The following is a 17,243-nucleotide window of genomic DNA, read 5'->3' as shown; positions in this document are numbered from 1 at the left end:
TCAACAGTCATTAGTCAACAGTCAACAGTCAGAAGGAAGATTTTTTACCTCGCACACTGAGACACTCAGACACTCAGACACTCTCCGACTGTCGCCCGATCGACCCAAATTTTTTGACAACTGTGTTAAAAGATTAAAAGCTAATCTCTCTAGTTCACCTGTTTTCAACCTGTTACAAGAAAAATCAATGACTGCAACCGTAACTATTGCTGATAACCCGTTACTAATCGGTCAAGGATTGCCTCCATTTGACGCGATCGAACCAGAACACGTAGTCCCCGCTGTTACCCAACTGCTGACCGAACTAGAAGCCTCGCTAGCTGACTTAGAATCGTCTGTAGAACCGACTTGGAGCGGCTTAGTAGAACCATTGCAGCGACTCGGAGAGCGTTTAAATTGGAGCTGGAGCATTGTCGGACATTTGATGGGCGTGAAAAATAGCCCGGAACTGCGATCGGCTCACGAAACAGTGCAGCCGGAAGTAGTAAAATTTTGGAGCAAGCTCAGTCAAAGCAAACCGCTTTATGAAGCTTTTAAAGCGCTGCGGGCTAGCGAAAATTGGGACAGCTTAGAGTCAGCTCAAAAGCGAATTGTTGAAGCCGCTCTCCGAGACGCCCAACTCTCCGGCGTCGGTTTAGAAGGCGAGCAAAAAGAGCGTTTTAATGCCATTCAATTAGAATTGGCCGAAATTACTACCCAATTTTCCAATCACGTCCTCGACGCTACCAAAGCATTCAGCATCACCCTCACAAACAAAGAAGAAATTGACGGTTTGCCACCGAGTTTGTTGAGTTTAGCCGCTCAAGCCGCTCGCAGCGCCGGCGCAGAAAATGCGGATGCCGAAAACGGCCCTTGGCGGATTACTTTAGACTTTCCGAGTTACGGCCCTTTCATGCAGCACAGCACCCGCCGCGACTTGCGCGAAAAGTTGTACAAAGCTTTTGTCGGCAGAGCAAGTAGCGGAGAATTGAATAACTGGCCGTTGACCGATCGCATTTTAGCTTTGCGCCAGGAAAAAGCTGCTTTGGTCGGGTTTAGCAGTTATGCCGAATTGAGCTTGGCGAGCAAAATGGCTCCCGACGTTGCAGCAGTGGAAGCTTTGTTAGAAGAATTGCGCTTAGCTAGTTACAGTGCTGCTGTCAAAGATTTAGAAGATTTGAAAGCTTTTGCTGTCGAAAAAGGCGCGCCGGAAGCTGGGGATTTGAAGCACTGGGATGTAGGTTTTTGGTCGGAACGGCGGCGGGAAGAAAAGTTTGCTTTTAGTGCCGAAGAATTGCGCCCTTACTTTGCTTTGCCGCAGGTATTAGAGGGGTTATTTGGATTAGTAAAGCGGCTGTTCGGCGTGACAGTAACTGCGGCGGACGGTCAAACTCCTGTGTGGCACAAAGATGTGCGCTATTTCCAAATAAATGATGAAGCAGGAAATACGATCGCCAATTTCTATTTAGACCCCTACAGCCGCCCCGATGAAAAGCGCGGCGGTGCTTGGATGGACGAGTGCGTGGTGCGCGCTAAATTTGTGGAAGCCGGAAAGACAACCACGCGGTTGCCGGTGGCTTATTTGGTGTGCAACCAAAGTCCTCCGGTTGACGGCAAACCGAGTTTAATGACTTTTGTGGAAGTCGAAACTTTGTTTCACGAATTCGGTCACGGTTTGCAGCATATGCTGACAACGGTAGACTATCCGGGGGCTTCGGGCATCAATAATGTTGAGTGGGATGCGGTGGAATTGCCCAGTCAATTTATGGAAAATTGGTGTTACGATCGCGCGACTTTGTTCGGGATGGCAAAGCATTACGAAACCGGGGAAACTTTGCCGGAACACTACTACCAAAAACTGCTAGCAGCGCGCCACTACATGAGTGGCAGCGTCATGCTCAGGCAAGTACATTTTAGCAGCGTTGACATCGAATTGCACCACCGCTATCGATCGGGTGGCAGCGAAACTGTGGCCGATGTCCGCAACCGCATCGCTAAAACTACGACTGTTTTGTCTCCTCTGAAAGAAGACGCATTTTTGTGCGCTTTCGGACACATTTTTGCGGGTGGCTATGCGGCGGGGTATTACAGTTATAAATGGGCGGAAGTCCTCAGCGCTGATGCTTTTGCAGCGTTTGAGGAAGTGGGTTTGGAAGATGAAAGTGCGATCGCATCTACAGGCAAGCGCTTCCGAGATACAGTGTTAGGATTGGGCGGCAGTTTGCACCCGATGGAAGTGTTTAAAACTTTCCGGGGACGCGAACCGAGCACTAAAGCTTTGTTGAGACACAGCGGTTTAGTTGCTGCTTAATTAAGTGTGGAATAACTGCGGATTAATGCGGGTGAATTTATCGGCATTAGTCCCAGTTTTTTGTTGAACAGGATTTACGCATATCCTGTATGTGTAGGGTGCGGTGTGCATGAAGTTTTACCGCTATAATTCCTATCAAATCCGGTAGCATCGGAATAATTCATCTCTCTGTTCTCTTCCTCTGTGTTCTCTGTGTCCTCTGCGGTTTAATCATTCCAATGCAACCGGAATTGATATCATGCGTAAAACCACTTTTTGCCTAAATTGTGCTGAATTAAAAATCTTTGTAGTAAAAACTAAAGTGTTCAAATTTTTATACTAATTTCCACAATTATTGCTACATATAATCCTGCGACCATCGGTAGGGAAACGGCACTGCCTTGTCCGGCGCGAGACTCTGCAAATTTTCATAATTGTTATAAAATTGATAAGTGTAGCAGCACTTTTTTTATGGGTATTAATAAGACTTGCATTCCTCACTACAAACCCATTTTATTGTAGAACATCATGCAAGAAACATCTGTAGTTTGGCACATCATCCCCAATCTTTTGGTGAACAATCGGGCATAAAGTGCGTTAGCGAAGCCCTCGAAGAGGATCGCCAGCAGCTTTTATAGGAATCCTAAATCATTTGTATAATTCTTGTAGGGGCAAACCCACGCCCGGTTGCCCCCATGAGGCTGGGGTAGGCACTCTTAGCACTACCCCTACATATTTGTACGACTTCTGCGAGGATTGCTATAGTTTAGTTTGAAGGCTCATCAAACCAGCATTTGCGAATATTTGCTGTTATCGATCGCTGATTATACTTAAGTTTCCCTCTCCCCGAAATTAACTTTATATTTCGCAACATTTTTTATATGCTTTTGTCTCGATACAGGTAATGCTTTTATTAGCAACTCAAAATCGACGCTTTTACCGAATCTTTAATATAGAGCGGCTACAGCGAGGCTTTTTTAAAATTTTGATAAAGAACGGCTACTCGGCGTCAAAATGGTAAAAATTCTAGGTAGAAACTAAAAAAATCAGTTGGGATTAATTTGAGGATTGTCCGAAAAATCTTTGTATATATGATAAAAAGTAAGGATTGATAGTTACTCATTCACCCATAGATTAAGATTTTCATGGATATTCAATTAATTAATATCGGTTTTGGTAACATTGTGTCTGCTAATCGAGTGATTGCCATTGTCAGTCCCGAATCAGCGCCTATTAAGCGGATTATTACTGATGCGCGCGAGCGGGGACAACTGGTTGACGCAACTTACGGCCGCCGCACGAGAGCGGTAATTATTACAGATTCGAGTCACGTCATCCTCTCGGCGATTCAGCCGGAAACGGTTGCTAATCGTTTTGTGGTGAGCAAAGACGGTCAAGGTCGGGATGATTGAGGTTTGTCAGTTGCAATTTGAGCGCTTACAGTCTAAAGTAAGCGGAAACTTAAATTGTTACAAGTTTCTCTTCTAAAAATGAAATCCGGTAAATTAATTGTTCTGACGGGGCCTAGCGGTGTGGGGAAAGGCACCTTAGTACGATCGCTCCTCAATCGCCATCCCGAATTATATCTTTCGGTATCCGTGACAACTCGTGAGCCCCGTGAGGGAGAAATTGAGGGACAGCACTACTATTTTGTCAGCCGCAGCCGCTTTGAACAAATGGTTGAGGCTGGAGAGTTGGCGGAATGGGCCGAGTTTGCCGGCAATTTTTACGGTACTCCCTATTTTGGTCTCAAGCAAGGAATTGGTGAGGGAAAATGGGTATTGCTCGAAATAGAGCTCGAAGGAGCGAGGCAAATTAGGAATAATTTTCCAGAGGCGCTGCGAATTTTTATTTTACCTCCTTCTTGGGAAGAATTGGAGCGGCGGCTGCGGAGTCGGGGTCAAGATTCCGAAAGTGCGATCGCCCGTCGGTTGGTGCGGGCTAAAGAGGAAATTGAAGCTGCAGGGGAATTCGATTTCCAAGTGATTAATGACGATTTGGAAGTTGCTTTTAAAAAGCTAGAATCAATACTTAATTTGGTTGAGCTTTCAGGTAACTAATGGCTAATTACCCATTTCTCCGTCCTGGCTAAAACTTCGCTACTTTGTTTGATAGCAACACAAACTTTTAAATTCAATTCCAGAATATTAGATGAAGGCGAAATTTTTCTCAAGGGTTCAATTTCGCGAGGAGAACAGCCCAACATTTCCATATAAGCTAGCGTCCAGCCAATAGCTGAAATATCGCCTACATTGCCTTCTCCGGCGCAAAGGTAACAACCTAATTCACCCTCCGGCCCACACTCAGGACAAACCCAATTGCCCAGTTGTGAATAGGGAAGATTTGTGCGGGAGGCGGAGGCAATTGTTAATGCTTTAATATGATTTTGAACTACTTGTGTAAAACCTCGGTTTTGGTTGCTGCGGTGGTCGGAATTACCGTGCGATCGCCCGATTGCTACTGGTTGCTGTTGTGGCGAAGCAAGAGAGGCTGTTTGGTTCTCCCTGGTTACTCTAGATTCGCCTAGGTTCGCAGTTAGCTGAATACCATAATCTTTCGACTCCGCAGTCTGAGAGTGGTTGAGTGCGCTGGAGGAATCGGGTTCGGAAGTTGTGAAGGATGTTTCTATTTGATCGGCAAAATCTTGCATTGAGAGGTGATGTTCGATCGCCAAAGACCAAGTTCTTTTATGTCGGAGGTCGCCATATTTTCTGGCTTCTTCCTCAGTAATGCCGATCGCCGCAGCCTCTTGGCGCAGCACATTCATCGAAGTCATTGTATCTGATATCATTAGTTTGTTTGCAGTTAAAATTACGATCGCCCGCTCAGCCTACAAATAAATTACCTTAGATATACTACAATAGTCCGGACTATTTTGAGATCCTAGTGGGAAACCCTTGATTTTCCGTTAGGAAGTCGATTCGGCAATCGCCCTGAAACCCTTATTTTACGGTTGGCAATCACACACTGTCCGAAGCATTGATAGTAGCCTAAATCTAAAATCTAAAATCTAAAATCTAAAATTGGATGACTTCAATTCTTCCCGATACAGCTTTATCTGTTGCCGGACTAACATCATACCTGCAAGACTTGTTGGAGGGCGATCGCAACCTGCAATCAGTTTGGCTGACAGGCGAGGTGTCGAACGTTTCGCACCACCCCAGCGGCTGCTTTTTCACTCTGTGCGACACCGACAAAAGCGCTGCTATTCGCTGCGTGGTGTGGAATTCTCAGCGGCAAAAATTGGTGCAAATCCCGGAAAAAGGCGAACAGTTGCTGGTTTTGGGAAGCATCCGGGTTTACAAAAATCGTGGCGAGTACCAGTTGACTGTTGTGCAATCGCTGCCGGCTGGGGAAGGGTTGCAGGCTTTGCGGTTGCAGCAATTGCGTTCGCGCTTGGATGCTGAGGGTTTCTTCGATCCCGCCAGAAAGCGCCCGATTCCCGCACACCCGCAAATTGTGGCCGTGGTGACATCCGATACTGGCGCTGCTTGGGGAGACATTCAGCGGACTCTAGCCCAAAGATATCCGGGTTTGCGGGTGTTGCTGTCGCCGACAGGAGTCCAGGGAGAATTTGCTGCTGCTGCGATCGCGCGGGCGATCGCCCGGGTAGAATTGGACGGTAGGGCTGATGTGATCATTTTAGGGCGCGGCGGCGGTTCTGCGGAAGATTTGGCTTGTTTTAATGATGAGAGAGTTGTCAGGGCGATCGCGAATTGTACGATTCCAATTATTACAGGCATCGGGCACGAAAGAGACGAATCTCTCGCCGATTTAGTAGCAGATAAACGATCTCACACTCCGACTGCGGCGGCCGCTCAAGCTGTACCAATTTTAGCAGATCTTTACTTTGAACACAAGCAGCGAATGGTCAATTTAGCAACTGCTGTGCGGGCAAGATTTCAGACAGAAGAAGAGCATTTGCAACTGTTACAAAATCGATTAAAACGTTTGCCTGCGACATCCCGAACTTTGCGGCAAGCAACTGGTAAACTGGAGGTATTGCAAGAAAAGTTAGCCGCACTGAATCCGGCAGCGGTATTGCAAAGGGGTTATGCGGCGGTAATCCAAAGTGACGGTACGATCGTCCGCACAACTGACGGTTTGGAATTGGGAGAGGAATTGACTGTGAGGTTGAGTCGTGGCGTGCTGAAAGTTAAGATTGTAGAAGTATTGGATGCGGAAGAAAAGTTATGATTGATTCGCAGTTGCGCCAGTCTGACTGGAATTATGAGGAAACGGTCGATCGTATTGAAGCGATTATCGATCGGGTGGAATCGGGAGAGTTGCCTCTAGAACAGGTTTTCGAGCAGTTTGCGGTGGCTGTGGAGTGTTTGCAGGAGTGCGAAAGCTTTTTGGCGCGGGGGAAGGAACAGATGGATTTGGCGATCGAGCTTTTGGCTGCGGAACCCGATTTTTAAGCGCTGATTAACATTGAGAACGATCGTTCCTATCTCTTCTATAAACAATACAAGCAAAAATATCTTCTCGTTCAATTCTGGGATATTCCTCAAGCAATTCTTCCAAAGTCATTCCACTAGCGAGAAAGTCAAGAATCAGAGAAACCCAGATGCGATGGCCGCGAATACAGGGTTTGCCAAAGCAGATATTCGAGTCGATTGAGATGCGAGACAGTAAATTATTTTGAGTCATGTCTTTTCAATTAGAGATTTTCCATTGATTCATTGTAATGAATTTTAGGGTTGAGTTGTGGGGGCCCAGAGACCGGGTTTGATGGACGACAATATTTCGTTTTAACCCGCAGATGTGGCCAAAAACCCGGTTTCTTCAGTCGGTGGGAACTCAGAAACCGGTTTTGATGGAGGAAAATATTTCGTTTCAACCCGCCGATGTGGTCAAAAACCCGATTTCTTCAGTCGATGGGAACCCCTACAAGTCATCATCATCTCCCCAAATCTCAGCTAACTTCTCCAACAAATCTTCAGCAATCAGATTCAGTTCCGCTTTCACATCTTCCTCAATATCTGAAGCTTTCTCAACAGGTGAAGATTTATCCCCATAGAAAGATATATCTCTATTTCCCAAACCTCCATTGCTAGAACCACTTCCCGCTAAAGCCTTCCCCCCTTCATATCCCCAGTCAGATTTCTCACTACTGTGCAAAACTTTATTCAAAATTGCCACAATTTCAGAAATAGATTTGTTTTGCAAATTCTCCCGAACTTGTGCTTGTACGGGGTCATCTTCTCCCAAATCAGATAGCAACTCTTCAATTTCACCTTGCAACAGCGGAATTGCCAACTCAATCCGATCCAAATAATCCCACAATTCCTCAAGGGGTTTGAGATCAGTTAGAGAAATCTCTTGAATTTCATCATGAATTTCCACAGCCGGAATAAAGCCCAAAAGTTTCACCTTATCGAAAGGTTCGGCAAACTGAACGACGATATATGCAATGCGGTTTCCTCGCACTTCCGGCAGAGAAATCGCCGATTCTCCAAGCTGAACCGGACAGCATTCTATCTTGCCAATTCCCGGCAAAACCAAATCGCCGACATCCAAAACCGCCCGCATTGCGGGATTCCAACTATCACCACTATCAATATCGGTTTCCATTTCCATCCATTCCAAGAAATAGTTAACAGCCCAAACCGCCAGAGTATTGAAATAAACCCGCTTGCCTTTTTGCGGATTAGCTTGCTCTGAAGCAAATTGCAGAGCAAAATTGCGGGCAGTTTGCTCCAGAGGAATTTGTAACAAATAAGTATCCATGCTGTTCACCATTATTCCTCCGGTTGATATCCACATTCTTTAGCAATTCTATTGCCAATCTCTTTGACGAGCTGAAAACCTGTTCTTTTCCAGTGAGAGTTGAGAGTTTGATAGTCAATATTTAACTCTCTGGCAATTACCGATAATTTATCAGGAGGGTCTTTCAGCAGCAATCGCACTGCCAGTATGTGACAATTGGCATCCGGTCGAGGGCGACGATTTTCGGGAGTGTTTGGCTGAGTCTTATCTATTTTTTCATTGGGATAACTGTTTCGCAGTTCTCCCGTCGGATCGTCTTCAATACACTGCCATAGTTTGCGGCCGATGCGCTGCTTATTGTGAGCTTGTTCTCTGTCGATGAGTTGCTCAATCCCATTTTTTGTGGTATCGTCTATCGGTTCTTGAGCCTCAAATTCTTCACCTGGGTTGCTCGTAATCGGAGCATCAAAACTAACAGTAAAAATCTGTTGCTGCATCCGGCGATATTGGTCATAGACTTTGTTCTTGAGAGTTTTATTGAACCGCTGAACCACTCGGGTTCGCAACACATCAGCAGCGAGATTGTCGAGGTCAATTCCCCGCAAAAATACCGAAAGCGTTTTGATAAAACCGCAATAAGCTTCCTGCATCATTTCCTCTAAATCAATATTAGGATAAGGATGCTTGCGAATTCCGGGCAAATCGGGAATGAGTTGGCACAATTTATTTTTGAGTCTTTCTTTTTCCTGACTCCCCTCTTGCGAGTCTTTCAAGAGTTGTAGAAGTTGGCGTAACTGTTCGTCGGTGTTCACAGGCACGTTGTTCGGATGACATCGAGATAATTCGGTTTTCCCTGGGAAAATAGCGCTGTAACGTGCCAACAGTAACAAAGTCAACGAAATCGGTTTGAGTTCCCAACCTGTGGGTGGAAGCAACAAGTTGAAACTTGCCGCTACAGGAACTAAACCTGCTAAGGGTTCGACGGGGGTATCATGTCTCGTCATAGTCCAGTTTTTGCGTGTTGATACTCTGATATCGCAGGTTTTGGCGGCTTTATGCAGAATTGAGCAAAAATTTTTCCAAAAGGCAATGCGATAAGGACTGAAGTCCTTACTACGAAATTAATCCGGTGTAAAATTAACAATCATAGGGACTTCTCCACTGCGCTTTTGAAGAGATATCGCAGGAGTCACCCAGTTTATGCACCTTCCCAAAATAAATCATATCAAACCCAATTGATGACACAGGATTTGATATGAAGCGAATTCTATTAGCCAGGATTTGGTATAACGCCCTTTCTACAATTTGTCGATCGACCTTTTGGCTTTATCTGCCAGATTTTTCACCGCATTTTTAGCATCTTCTGCTGCGTGGCGGGCGGCTGATTCGGCTTGTTTGGCTTTGCCTTCAGCCTGGTCTTTCTTGTTGCCCGTGATGTTCCCGAAAATTTCCTGAGCTTTGCCTTCTAAATTTTTGCCGATCGCCTTCGCTCTGTCTTCTGTAGTCATGATAAGCTCCGTTTGGCAAGTTGCTTTAGTAACATTGTAAAATCAACTCGCCTGCAATTGCCTTTAACTTCATATTAATTTATATTCTGCTTGACCTCGATCTTCTTCTGATGACTTACTTCGTGCAAATTTATCACTCAAAAAGTAAACGATTCCTTTTTTTTCACCACTATATACGTCGGCAAAATTCGTCCTAAAAAACTATTTCAAACTCGCCGCAGCAACTTTAATCGGTTCGAGCAATTCTAAGGGCAAATGCAGCATATTCAATTGGGTGCTATCTGTTGCTTTCCTTTCAGGATCGGGGCCGTGATAATCGCTGCCACCCGTTGCCAGCAAACCGTAATGAAGACACAAATCTTTCAACTTTTGGATTTGGCTGGAACTGTGGCTGGGATGGTATACTTCAACTCCCATTAAACCCGCATCTACTAATTCTTTTAAGACTTCCTCAACAGCGCCGCCGCGAAATAAATAAGGGTGAGCCCAAACTGGTACTGCGCCGCAACTTTTCAGTAAATCAATGCCTTCGACGATCGAGAATTTCTCGTAATGAACATAAGCCGGGCCGTCATCTCCCAGCCAGCGATCGAATGCTTCCCGCGATGATTTGGCGTGACCGGCTTTTACAAGTGCAGAGGCAATGTGAGGCCGTCCCGGTGCCATTCCTGGGGATGTTTTTGGCAGTTCGATCGCGTATCCCATTGCTGCTAATTTTTCGACCATTTCCTGCGATCGGCGAAACCTTCCTTCCAGGCGATCGTTCAAAGGAACGCGCAACTTATTGGCATCGGGATAAAAACCTAAAATGTGCAGCGATCGGCCGTTGTGAACCGTGCTGAGTTCGAGTCCGGGGACTATTTCGATACCGTGCAAAGCAGCAGCGGCGAAGGCTTCATCCCAACCCGACATCGTATCGTGATCGGTGACGGCCAAGGCGCGAACCCCCGAAGACGCGGCAGCAGCTACGAGTTCGGCAGGGGTGAGAGTGCCGTCGGAATAAGTAGTGTGACAGTGGAGTTCTAGCATTTTTTCTGGTAAGTTAAAGTCTGCGAAATCTACAATTATTCCCCTCACTCATGTGACATATATCGTCCCCGGCGATCGACAAGTTTTTGGGTAATTTCCATCTGTGATCTGTAATAACTTTTCGCGCATTTTATGGGGAGATTTCTGTTTATTAAAAGCTGGCGTGAGGTGGGAATTTTGTCCGCCTTTTCAGTTGATTTTAGATGCAGAATACCTTAGCTATTTCTTGATTTCTCGCATGGGGTAAAGCACACCCTCTGGCAATTTGGGAGGAACCGGCGATATTTCAATACTTTGTATGTTGTGAACTGGGATAACTACCAGTTTATCTGCCAATTCGAGAATTACCGGGTCTGCTGTCAACATTTTGTGCAGGCGAGTCCCTAAAGTTGCTTGCTCTCCTACTGTTCCCTCTGGCGCAATGAACTGGAAGTGTTGCTGTTTGCCGTTGGTATAGTGGATTGTCAGATTGATAATTCCTTCTTGGTTGGTTGCTTGCATAATTTTTTTTCCCTAACAGTCGATCGGGACTTGGCAAATTTAACAATAAATCAAAACTGGCGATCGCACCACCGTTGCAAAGCTTTTGACCAAACCGGGCTGTCGGTAGGAAAGTCCGGTTGTTACTAATTTTATCACAAAAACTGTACTGAAACTCGCCAACTTACCAAGTATACAATTGGCAGTCGCGCTGTCTTTGCTCCTCAATGCGGGAGATCCTTCGCCAGCAATATCTGTCGATCGGGCTTTCTTCTATGCCAGTTGGCAAAGTGGCTCAATTTAGCCTCTGTAGCGACTTGACTCAAAGCGGTCTCAAGTCATACAGCAGCGGCATTTGAGCGCTTTGGGTTTCCCGGTTTTTCGAGGTGGGAACTGTGGAGGTTGGGATAGTGGCATTCTGCTGTCACTGCCGTAGAGGATTTTTTTATAAATTAATAACATAACATTCAGGTACAGGTTATGAAATCCACACTTTGTTTTCCCGAAACTTCTATTGAATCTAACACCGTTGCTGTTAATAATAATGCTATTGACTCTTGTATCCTTGCAGCTTGGATTGACTTAGTAGGAGGAGACTTTGAGAGCTTGGGAGGAGATGATTGGCTTCCCCTATGCGGCGACATTGATGACGGCGAAATTTACCGGGAATGGTTTTTGTGGCAAGACAGCGAAGTAACTCAAGAATGGGAAGCTTACGATCCCATTACTAATTATCGAGTTGTGGCACCTAGCCGAGAAATGATGATTGCTAAAATCGACCAAATAGAAGATTCCAGAACAATTTAGTTGAGCTGGAGAAGGTTAAATCTTGAGTTTCACTTTTAATAAAAATTTTGTAAACAAACCCGGTTTCTCCCAACCATACTCAAGAAACCGGGTTTTTTCGCTCACAAATCTAGGGTTGGGTGGAGTTTCACTGGCCCAACATAATAATTTATGTCGCTACTGCTTTTTGTTTTTCTCGTTCTAATTTGCGCTGCTTCAAGGCTGCCAGATTTTGTTTAATCGTGTCGATCGCAAATCCTGCACCCTGCTGTTGATATAATTCGCTGGCACGGATCAAATCTGCAACAGCCTCGTCATCCGATCGCAAATTTGCAAAAGCTAAGGCACGATTGTGATAAGCTTCTGCTAAATTTGAAACTTGTTCTAAAGCGCTGGTAAATTTATCTTTTGCTTTGCGGTACTTTCCTGACTGATAAGCCTCAATTCCTTGTTGAAAATAAACGGAAGCTTTACTGCCGCTGTCGGTATCTGGAAATTCTGGGTAAGTTAAAATTGGTTCTTTAAAGAGTACAGAAATGCTGCCATTGCCGAAGTAAGCCCAAGTCATTGTTCCAAACCCAATCCCCAGCACGAGGGCAATAATGACAGACAGAGCAATAAAATTGGTGAGTTCCATAGAGCAATATTTGTTGTATTATAATATGATAAGATAATTTCTAACTTCTGCACCAATGGCTGCGCGGATTTACCTCAACGGTCAATGGTTTTTCGGAACGCTAGCTTTAGTATTGTCGATCGGCTTAATTACTGCAACTGCAAGTTCTGACGCAGCAACCAACGCGCCAACTCAAGCAGGGTGGCAATTGTTGCAGCGGGGGGAGACGGGTTTGGTGGTAGCAATGCGACACGCGATCGCCCCAGGAACCGGAGATCCTGCTAACTTTAAGTTGGGTGAATGTTCCACCCAGCGCAATTTATCAGCACAGGGAAGAACCCAAGCCAAGCAAATTGGAGCCGAATTTCGCAACCGCAACATCAAAGTGGCCAGAGTTTTATCGAGTCAGTGGTGTCGGTGTTTAGAAACAGCAAAATTGATAAATTTAGGCAAAGTCGAACCGTTCCCAGCGTTGAACTCGTTCTTTAGCGACAGCAGCAAAGAAGCCCGACAAACAGCGACCATTCGCAAATTAATTGTTGACAACCGCAACACTAAAGGCGCGATTATTATCGTAACTCATCAAGTAAATATTACTGCGATTACTGATATTGTACCGCAAAGCGGCGAAGCTGTGATACTCAAAGGATCTCGACAAGGTAAAATCCAAATAGTCGGACGAATTGGAGGATTTTAAGGAGGTATAGATTTACAGCAGATTGCGGTTAAAGTTTCTAACAATCGTCTAAAATTTCTAGAAGATAGGAACATTCTTGCCGAACATCAGGTTCTTCATCCGACAAGAGACTCTCAATAATTTTGGGTTCCAGCAAACTCGAATATTGTTCGTCTAGCCTGCACAACTCAATAGCAGCAAGTACGCCCGCAATTCTTTCCTCAGACTCCGACGACATCATCCGGTTAATAGAAGCCAGCAATACATCGTTTGGTGGTGATAGAATCTCAACAAGGTTTCTCGCTGTCTGCCGTACAATCGAATGTCGATCTCCGAGACGTAAGAACATCCACTGCAATAAAATATTGTCACCCTGCGGGAATTCCTGATGCCTTAGATTTCCTAATGTTTCGAGGGCAATCGATCGCACATCCCACTCATCGTCAGCGAGGAGACAAGCCAGTATGGGAGCAACAACAGGATTATCTAAATCTCCTAATTTGCCTGCAGCATTATATCTGACATCATTGCGATCGGAAAGTGTTTCGGTAGCAGCAGCAGCCACAACATCAGGCCACTTGGACTCTAGACTGTCTCCCATCCAAAAATTATCGTCAATATAAACAGAATCTCCTATAAATTCGCCTTTGTAGTGAAGGTGAGAATGTACTACAGACGCATAGCCACTAACACGACTAAAATCTGTTGGCGGATAATCATCCGAAGAAAAACAGCCAATAAATTGCGTTTTATGCAAATTGGCAGCTTTAAATAAGGTACCATTCAGACGGCAACCAAAGAACTCTACCATTGATAAGTCGAGTCCTTCTAGACTGCAATTTCTTAAGTCACAGAAACTCAGAGTGTCCTTTGGCTTGATAGGAAGCTCATACTTTGTATCCCGCCAGTTCCTGCCCTGATACGGTGTTTTGTAAGTGATCTCTCGCTTAATAATGTCCATTGATTATTTTCCTAACTGATCTTTCCAAGAGTTTGCCCATCGAGGAATCACCGGATTGTTGCCGTTGCGGTAGTCTTCAGCCCATTGTAGCGCCTCTTCCATTTTTTTGATTTCTCTAGTAATCTTTTCTTTAGGCTCATTAGGCTCAGACGGCAAATCTAGCAATCTTTTTTTAAAATGTGAAATATATTGACGGCACTTTGTATGGTGGAGAGTTCCTTTTTTGAGGGACATTGGCGGGTTTTCTACTCCCCCTTCAAATTGTTCTTTCATCACCATAAAAGCACAACTTCCATCTCCGTACTCTGCCTCTTCCCGATAGAGATCGTTCATAACCTCTTGAGCATCATCTATCGCCATAGCAACTGCACGCGGAAATCTAGATTCTCGATTCTCAATCAACCTAGAATCTGGGGTTGTTGGAGTGACTCTGAGTCTTCTAAGATTCTGGTTCTCTTGATTTCCTGTTGGATTCATCTCACTTTGAATAGTAAAGGGATTGCAGCGCGAGCAATTGATTATACCAAGACTTGCACAGTCACTCCCTTTTATCTCCGAAGTTTTGATATCGCAGTGAATGTTGTATAATATTACCAATTCTCCATTAGTAATCCCCCATTACCAATTTATATGAGTTTCCAATACAGCGCCGCCCTAGTGACTTTAGCCGACCTTGAAAAGGAAGTTCTCGTTAAATTTTACACAAAATTTCTAGACATAGAACCAAACCCTTATATTCCCAATACTTATGCTGAATTTCAACTCCCAGGCTTAAGACTGGGCATATTCAAACCCAAAGATTCCCACAAATCAGAATTTGCAAATCGAGCAAAAACAGGCATGAGTTTGTGTCTGGAAGTCAGCGATATCGAAACTGCGATCGCCCGAATTTGGGCTTTAGGTTATCCGCCCAGCGGAGAAATTATCAAAGCTTCTCACGGTCTAGAAATCTATGCCTTCGATCCTGCCGGCAACCGCATAATTTTACATCAACCCCATTAGAATGTAGGATGATGGCTAATGATTTGTGAACTCTCGCTCTTCTCTTCTCTTCCTTCGCGTCTTCGCGGTTCGTTCAAAAAAACATCTAGTTCACAACCCGCTGAGGATTGCTATATAACTTATGCAATTGCTTCACCACCTTCGCAATGACATTGTAAAACCCGCCTCTACAAATCAAAACTGCCTTAACTATCTAATCAGTTCAGCAAAACTATAAAAACTGATAATTAATATTAATAACAACAAAGCAGTCAGGTGAGTTAGCTGAAATTGAGGCCGCGGGTCGAGGGATTCTCGCACCAAAATTGAAAAAGACGAACCAATTAGATAACTCAAAGACAGCGTTAAATACTGCCACTGCAATGTTACACCCCACAGCCCGAGCAAAATCATCGCCAAAGTCAACATCACCAACTCAACAAAGCGAGGCGGGTTGTGCTGAGTAGACAGAATCAAAGTCTCCAACCAATATTGCCAAGGTCTCATTTTTTAGCGATCGAGCTTTTGGATTTAGCCTTCTAGCTTAACCTACGATCGCCATTCAGTTTGTTGCTGCAAACACCTTAAAGCCTCAGCCGTCTCAACCTGCGGAAATTGCCCGTAAAAGCGGCTGACACTGTAAAAAGGGTGAGGAGTCTCCAGGACGATCGCCTTATCGCCCATTTCGGTCAAAAATCCCATCAAATCTGCCGGGGCGACAGGCGCGCAAATCCACAAAGCCGCCGGTTGCTGCGACTGCAAAGCCTTAGCCGCCACAGCCATCGTCATCCCCGTAGCAATGCCATCATCTACCAAAATCGCCAAAGCCCCCGCCGCGCTGATATTTGGGCGCCCCGGAGACAAATCTGCCAGCAGAGATTGAGCATTATTTTGGGCCAGGGGCAAAGCTGATTTTTGCAAGCGTAAATTGTGCTGCTTTTGCTTTTCCCAGAGGACGTGACCATCAGCAGTTGCAGCCCCGATCGCCAATTCTAAATTATCTGGGCGAGTAATTTTCTTAGCGACAACCACATCCAAAGGACAGCCCAAGCGACGCGCAATCGGCACAGCAACGGGCAAACCCCCGCGCGGCAAGGCGTAAACAATCGGTTTCACCGCCTTCTGTGTCATTAAACTCAACTTGCCGAACTCGTCCACAACTGCCTCGGCCAGTTTTTCGCCTGCATCGGCGCGATCGTCAAAAAACGGGTTAGAGAACATATTTTTGCCTGTACGAGCTCAACGAAATAATGTGAGACTTGCGAGTATTAATTTGATATTGTGCGATCGACAGCATCCCATACAAGCTTCTAGCCAAACTCAAATCACCAAACCCGATCTAAACTATAAACTCTAGACTCAAAAAAATCTCCCTAATTGTAAAATTTATGTCCAGCGACTTGCAACTGAGCCTTTTTGACAACAATCAAAGTGCCACTTTCCAAACTGACTCAATACCAGCAAATGCCAAAATTCCCATTCCTCCCGGCACTTATCAAAATATGGAACAAATCGGCGAGCACTGCAACCGCTGTCACCGCTGCGAATTAGGCAATACGCGCACTCACGCTGTCATCGGGCGCGGCAATCCTCAAGCCTCAATTTTGATTGTGGGAGAAGCGCCCGGACAAAACGAAGACGAAACCGGATTGCCCTTCGTCGGGCGATCGGGCAAACTGTTAGATAAGATTTTAGAATCCGTGGGATTGAGTGCAGAAACCGACGTATTCATTGCCAACGTCATCAAATGTCGTCCTCCCAACAACCGCCCTCCGACAGCAAAAGAAATCGAAGCTTGCAAACCTTACTTGCTCGAACAAATTCGCATCTTAGACCCCAAAATTATTTTATTAACCGGTGCAACAGCCCTGAAAGGTTTGCTAAGCGACAAGCGGCCCATTAGTAAAATTCGAGGTCAATGGATTGAATGGGAAAATCGTTTGTGTATGCCAATTTTTCACCCGTCGTACTTGTTGCGAAATCCCTCCCGCGAACCGGAAACTCCGAAATGGTATATGTGGCAAGATATGCAAGCTATCAAGGCTAAATTGGATGAATTTAAAACAGTAAGTTAAAGAGAACATGATAAATCTCGCTTTTACCCTAGTCTCGATCCCCCTAAATCCCCCTTAAAAAGGGGGACTTTGATGCTCATTCTTGTCCCCCCCTTATTAAGGAGGGGGGCTAGGGGATATCGAGGGCCTAATCGTCAAATCATAGCTTGT

21 protein-coding genes are annotated in these 17,243 nt (G+C 45.2%); 9 read left to right on the top strand and 12 right to left on the bottom strand.

What is annotated here, in order from left to right:
* The first annotated feature begins 187 nt into the window (after positions 1-187).
* From QUB08_RS02195 to gmk, 3 genes are all read left to right on the top strand, one after another.
* A complete protein-coding gene (locus QUB08_RS02195; protein WP_333223083.1) occupies positions 188-2,290 on the top strand; it encodes a M3 family metallopeptidase in 2,103 nt (700 codons plus the stop codon).
* Between the two features lie 1,124 nt (positions 2,291-3,414).
* Positions 3,415-3,681 carry an extracellular matrix/biofilm regulator RemA gene (gene remA, locus QUB08_RS02190; RefSeq protein ID WP_333046047.1) on the top strand — a complete coding sequence of 89 codons (267 nt, stop codon included), beginning with the start codon at positions 3,415-3,417 and terminating at the stop codon, positions 3,679-3,681.
* A 78-nt stretch (positions 3,682-3,759) separates the two neighbouring features.
* Entirely contained in the window at positions 3,760-4,329 is a 570-nt protein-coding gene (gmk, locus tag QUB08_RS02185) for a guanylate kinase (protein WP_333223081.1), read from the top strand.
* On the opposite strand, the gene QUB08_RS02180 is transcribed toward gmk, so the two are convergent.
* Entirely contained in the window at positions 4,326-5,060 is a 735-nt protein-coding gene (locus tag QUB08_RS02180) for a hypothetical protein (protein WP_333223079.1), read from the bottom strand. The genes gmk and QUB08_RS02180 overlap by 4 nt on opposite strands.
* Before the next feature lie 236 nt (positions 5,061-5,296).
* Here QUB08_RS02180 and xseA point away from each other — a divergent pair, with 236 nt between their 5' ends.
* Both xseA and xseB read left to right on the top strand, forming a co-directional pair.
* The gene (gene xseA, locus QUB08_RS02175) at positions 5,297-6,466 is read left to right on the top strand and encodes an exodeoxyribonuclease VII large subunit (protein WP_333223077.1); all 1,170 of its coding nucleotides are present in this window, start codon (positions 5,297-5,299) and stop codon (positions 6,464-6,466) included.
* Complete coding sequence (gene xseB / locus QUB08_RS02170; protein WP_333223075.1) at positions 6,463-6,690, top strand: exodeoxyribonuclease VII small subunit; 228 nt, start codon at positions 6,463-6,465, stop codon at positions 6,688-6,690. The genes xseA and xseB overlap by 4 nt, the downstream gene beginning before the upstream one ends.
* Before the next feature lie 7 nt (positions 6,691-6,697).
* On the opposite strand, the gene QUB08_RS02165 is transcribed toward xseB, so the two are convergent.
* The 6 genes from QUB08_RS02165 to QUB08_RS02140 all read right to left on the bottom strand — a co-directional run bounded on the left by QUB08_RS02165 (position 6,698) and on the right by QUB08_RS02140 (position 11,019).
* The gene (locus tag QUB08_RS02165) at positions 6,698-6,922 is read right to left on the bottom strand and encodes a DUF433 domain-containing protein (RefSeq protein WP_333223073.1); all 225 of its coding nucleotides are present in this window, start codon (positions 6,920-6,922) and stop codon (positions 6,698-6,700) included.
* A 237-nt stretch (positions 6,923-7,159) separates the two neighbouring features.
* The gene (locus tag QUB08_RS02160) at positions 7,160-8,014 is read right to left on the bottom strand and encodes a DUF1822 family protein (protein ID WP_333223071.1); all 855 of its coding nucleotides are present in this window, start codon (positions 8,012-8,014) and stop codon (positions 7,160-7,162) included.
* Positions 8,014-8,985 (bottom strand): hypothetical protein, encoded by a 972-nt coding sequence (locus tag QUB08_RS02155; RefSeq protein ID WP_333223069.1) that lies wholly within the window; start codon positions 8,983-8,985, stop codon positions 8,014-8,016. The genes QUB08_RS02160 and QUB08_RS02155 overlap by 1 nt, the downstream gene beginning before the upstream one ends.
* Before the next feature lie 294 nt (positions 8,986-9,279).
* A complete protein-coding gene (locus tag QUB08_RS02150; protein WP_333223067.1) occupies positions 9,280-9,489 on the bottom strand; it encodes a CsbD family protein in 210 nt (69 codons plus the stop codon).
* A gap of 201 nt (positions 9,490-9,690) precedes the next feature.
* On the bottom strand, positions 9,691-10,518 hold the full coding sequence (locus QUB08_RS02145; protein WP_333223065.1) for a PHP domain-containing protein: 828 nt from the start codon (positions 10,516-10,518) through the stop codon (positions 9,691-9,693).
* 219 nt (positions 10,519-10,737) lie between these two features.
* Positions 10,738-11,019 (bottom strand): hypothetical protein, encoded by a 282-nt coding sequence (locus QUB08_RS02140; RefSeq protein WP_190740781.1) that lies wholly within the window; start codon positions 11,017-11,019, stop codon positions 10,738-10,740.
* Between the two features lie 459 nt (positions 11,020-11,478).
* Here QUB08_RS02140 and QUB08_RS02135 point away from each other — a divergent pair, with 459 nt between their 5' ends.
* Entirely contained in the window at positions 11,479-11,805 is a 327-nt protein-coding gene (locus QUB08_RS02135) for a hypothetical protein (protein WP_333223062.1), read from the top strand.
* 148 nt (positions 11,806-11,953) lie between these two features.
* On the opposite strand, the gene QUB08_RS02130 is transcribed toward QUB08_RS02135, so the two are convergent.
* On the bottom strand, positions 11,954-12,421 hold the full coding sequence (locus QUB08_RS02130; RefSeq protein ID WP_333223060.1) for a hypothetical protein: 468 nt from the start codon (positions 12,419-12,421) through the stop codon (positions 11,954-11,956).
* Positions 12,422-12,476: 55 nt separating this feature from the next.
* Between QUB08_RS02130 and QUB08_RS02125 the strand changes: the two genes are divergently transcribed.
* Positions 12,477-13,097 carry a histidine phosphatase family protein gene (locus QUB08_RS02125; protein ID WP_333223058.1) on the top strand — a complete coding sequence of 207 codons (621 nt, stop codon included), beginning with the start codon at positions 12,477-12,479 and terminating at the stop codon, positions 13,095-13,097.
* 37 nt (positions 13,098-13,134) lie between these two features.
* Here the strand turns inward: QUB08_RS02125 and QUB08_RS02120 are convergent, their stop codons facing one another.
* Both QUB08_RS02120 and QUB08_RS02115 read right to left on the bottom strand, forming a co-directional pair.
* Positions 13,135-14,037 carry a HEAT repeat domain-containing protein gene (locus QUB08_RS02120; RefSeq protein ID WP_333223056.1) on the bottom strand — a complete coding sequence of 301 codons (903 nt, stop codon included), beginning with the start codon at positions 14,035-14,037 and terminating at the stop codon, positions 13,135-13,137.
* Between the two features lie 3 nt (positions 14,038-14,040).
* Positions 14,041-14,370, bottom strand: coding sequence for a hypothetical protein (locus QUB08_RS02115; RefSeq protein WP_333223053.1), 330 nt, complete (start codon positions 14,368-14,370; stop codon positions 14,041-14,043).
* Positions 14,371-14,667: 297 nt separating this feature from the next.
* On the opposite strand from QUB08_RS02115, the gene QUB08_RS02110 reads away from it, so the two are divergent.
* On the top strand, positions 14,668-15,039 hold the full coding sequence (locus QUB08_RS02110; RefSeq protein WP_333223051.1) for a VOC family protein: 372 nt from the start codon (positions 14,668-14,670) through the stop codon (positions 15,037-15,039).
* A gap of 189 nt (positions 15,040-15,228) precedes the next feature.
* Here the strand turns inward: QUB08_RS02110 and QUB08_RS02105 are convergent, their stop codons facing one another.
* Positions 15,229-15,525 (bottom strand): hypothetical protein, encoded by a 297-nt coding sequence (locus QUB08_RS02105; protein WP_333223049.1) that lies wholly within the window; start codon positions 15,523-15,525, stop codon positions 15,229-15,231.
* 42 nt (positions 15,526-15,567) lie between these two features.
* Positions 15,568-16,239 carry a phosphoribosyltransferase family protein gene (locus QUB08_RS02100; RefSeq protein ID WP_333223047.1) on the bottom strand — a complete coding sequence of 224 codons (672 nt, stop codon included), beginning with the start codon at positions 16,237-16,239 and terminating at the stop codon, positions 15,568-15,570.
* Between the two features lie 167 nt (positions 16,240-16,406).
* Between QUB08_RS02100 and QUB08_RS02095 the strand changes: the two genes are divergently transcribed.
* Complete coding sequence (locus tag QUB08_RS02095; protein ID WP_333223045.1) at positions 16,407-17,093, top strand: uracil-DNA glycosylase; 687 nt, start codon at positions 16,407-16,409, stop codon at positions 17,091-17,093.
* Positions 17,094-17,243 lie beyond the last annotated feature (150 nt).

Source organism: Microcoleus sp. BR0-C5, from assembly GCF_036705045.1.
GTDB lineage: Bacteria > Cyanobacteriota > Cyanobacteriia > Cyanobacteriales > Microcoleaceae > Microcoleus.
Note: the sequence above shows the minus strand (reverse complement) of the source record. Positions and strands in the feature narration are given on the sequence as shown.

Bases quoted from the DNA above. Each gene is read 5' to 3' on its own strand.
- QUB08_RS02195 (WP_333223083.1), top strand. From the start codon at position 188: ATGACTGCAACCGTAACTATTGCTGATAACCCGTTACTAATCGGTCAA.
- remA (WP_333046047.1), top strand. From the start codon at position 3,415: ATGGATATTCAATTAATTAATATCGGTTTTGGTAACATTGTGTCTGCT.
- gmk (WP_333223081.1), top strand. From the start codon at position 3,760: ATGAAATCCGGTAAATTAATTGTTCTGACGGGGCCTAGCGGTGTGGGG.
- QUB08_RS02180 (WP_333223079.1), bottom strand. From the start codon at position 5,060: ATGATATCAGATACAATGACTTCGATGAATGTGCTGCGCCAAGAGGCT.
- xseA (WP_333223077.1), top strand. From the start codon at position 5,297: ATGACTTCAATTCTTCCCGATACAGCTTTATCTGTTGCCGGACTAACA.
- xseB (WP_333223075.1), top strand. From the start codon at position 6,463: ATGATTGATTCGCAGTTGCGCCAGTCTGACTGGAATTATGAGGAAACG.
- QUB08_RS02165 (WP_333223073.1), bottom strand. From the start codon at position 6,922: ATGACTCAAAATAATTTACTGTCTCGCATCTCAATCGACTCGAATATC.
- QUB08_RS02160 (WP_333223071.1), bottom strand. From the start codon at position 8,014: ATGGTGAACAGCATGGATACTTATTTGTTACAAATTCCTCTGGAGCAA.
- QUB08_RS02155 (WP_333223069.1), bottom strand. From the start codon at position 8,985: ATGACGAGACATGATACCCCCGTCGAACCCTTAGCAGGTTTAGTTCCT.
- QUB08_RS02150 (WP_333223067.1), bottom strand. From the start codon at position 9,489: ATGACTACAGAAGACAGAGCGAAGGCGATCGGCAAAAATTTAGAAGGC.
- QUB08_RS02145 (WP_333223065.1), bottom strand. From the start codon at position 10,518: ATGCTAGAACTCCACTGTCACACTACTTATTCCGACGGCACTCTCACC.
- QUB08_RS02140 (WP_190740781.1), bottom strand. From the start codon at position 11,019: ATGCAAGCAACCAACCAAGAAGGAATTATCAATCTGACAATCCACTAT.
- QUB08_RS02135 (WP_333223062.1), top strand. From the start codon at position 11,479: ATGAAATCCACACTTTGTTTTCCCGAAACTTCTATTGAATCTAACACC.
- QUB08_RS02130 (WP_333223060.1), bottom strand. From the start codon at position 12,421: ATGGAACTCACCAATTTTATTGCTCTGTCTGTCATTATTGCCCTCGTG.
- QUB08_RS02125 (WP_333223058.1), top strand. From the start codon at position 12,477: ATGGCTGCGCGGATTTACCTCAACGGTCAATGGTTTTTCGGAACGCTA.
- QUB08_RS02120 (WP_333223056.1), bottom strand. From the start codon at position 14,037: ATGGACATTATTAAGCGAGAGATCACTTACAAAACACCGTATCAGGGC.
- QUB08_RS02115 (WP_333223053.1), bottom strand. From the start codon at position 14,370: ATGAACGATCTCTATCGGGAAGAGGCAGAGTACGGAGATGGAAGTTGT.
- QUB08_RS02110 (WP_333223051.1), top strand. From the start codon at position 14,668: ATGAGTTTCCAATACAGCGCCGCCCTAGTGACTTTAGCCGACCTTGAA.
- QUB08_RS02105 (WP_333223049.1), bottom strand. From the start codon at position 15,525: ATGAGACCTTGGCAATATTGGTTGGAGACTTTGATTCTGTCTACTCAG.
- QUB08_RS02100 (WP_333223047.1), bottom strand. From the start codon at position 16,239: ATGTTCTCTAACCCGTTTTTTGACGATCGCGCCGATGCAGGCGAAAAA.
- QUB08_RS02095 (WP_333223045.1), top strand. From the start codon at position 16,407: ATGTCCAGCGACTTGCAACTGAGCCTTTTTGACAACAATCAAAGTGCC.